The sequence below is a fragment of the Photorhabdus africana genome (assembly GCF_035181445.1).
Classification (GTDB): domain Bacteria; phylum Pseudomonadota; class Gammaproteobacteria; order Enterobacterales; family Enterobacteriaceae; genus Photorhabdus; species Photorhabdus laumondii.
In genome coordinates this window covers 1-286 of record NZ_JAXBVE010000243.1, presented here as the reverse complement: position 1 = coordinate 286, position 286 = coordinate 1, and the positions used below count along the sequence as shown (strand labels likewise).

The window sequence follows — 286 nt, the reverse complement described above, 5'->3', positions numbered from 1 at the left end:
CCACGCCTGATTTAACGGCTGCACGAACATCGTCTGACCCAAACCGCGCCATTGGTCACCCAAACTGGCCGCCATCAGATTGCCGTAACCTTGCGTCTCCGTCAGGTCGGTACTTTTGCCCTGAAACACCGTCTGCGCCAGCCTTCCCGCCATTTCCAACGGGTCATCACTGGTATTCATCTGTTGCAGTTTCAGCCGCACCTGTGTGACCCGGGTCAGGAAGGTTTGCAAATTGAGGGTGTTGTCCGCCGTTATGACATCCGATGCCTTATTTTTCCCCAGCAGC

General features: G+C 55.6%; 1 protein-coding gene. It reads right to left on the bottom strand.

The annotated features are described in order from the left end of the window. A partial coding sequence (locus SLS51_RS23600) for a hypothetical protein (protein ID WP_323840892.1) occupies positions 1 to 286 on the bottom strand: 286 nt, incomplete at both ends.